The 712-nt window shown below is 42.4% G+C and carries 1 protein-coding gene; it reads left to right on the plus strand.

Features of this window, described 5'->3' with window-relative positions:
* Positions 1 to 377 precede the first annotated feature (377 nt).
* On the plus strand, positions 378 to 712 hold a 335-nt coding region (locus QTO00_RS20455; protein WP_331426373.1), incomplete at its 3' end, for a TolC family protein.

Genomic DNA, 712 nt, shown 5'->3' on the forward strand with positions numbered 1-712 from the left:
CCAGGTACTAACTCTCTAATTTCACCATTGATGTCGATGACTACCGTCGTATTCGCCAACATGAACGGAGCTATACTTTTCGCATTCATAATCAGGGTCCCAAATTTGAGGTATTCCTAATTCAGCAAAAGTGCTGCGGACAAAACTTTTGCATACTCCCACACCTTATAAAGCTAGCCCTGCCCTTAATGACAATCTAGTAAATAGCAAAAAAGTCCATACGAAAGTTAATAAGTTACTAATTAATCAACAACTCAATTCAGCACAAACATTCTCACTTTTGCATTTCCTCAACTAAGCTTTGATCACCTCATTTAGGGGGATTTGACTCCTACAGAACATGGACTAATGACTTGGCAGATATTAAGGAGGCCACCTTGAAACTGAAAAAGTCACTCATAGCAAGCTGCATAGTGCTGGCAAGTTTTACCGCTTGCGGACAAACTTTGGAGCAAGCTGTCGCCATCACTCTTGCGACCAATCCAGAGTTGAAAAGCACTTACAACGAATTTAAAAGCGCTGTAAAACAAGCAGATGCTGCAACCGGAGCTTATTTACCGAGCTTAGATTTGGACGCAGGTATAGGTTACGAAGGTATTGACCCTGCCGCTGCTGGTAGAGAAGAAACCGATCTCACGCGAAAAGAAGCCACCTTAAGTCTTACTCAACTATTGTGGGACGGCAACGCAACCCTTAATGATATGGATAGAAC

This window comes from Vibrio sp. M260118, from assembly GCF_036533755.1.
Taxonomy (GTDB): Bacteria; Pseudomonadota; Gammaproteobacteria; order Enterobacterales; family Vibrionaceae; genus Vibrio.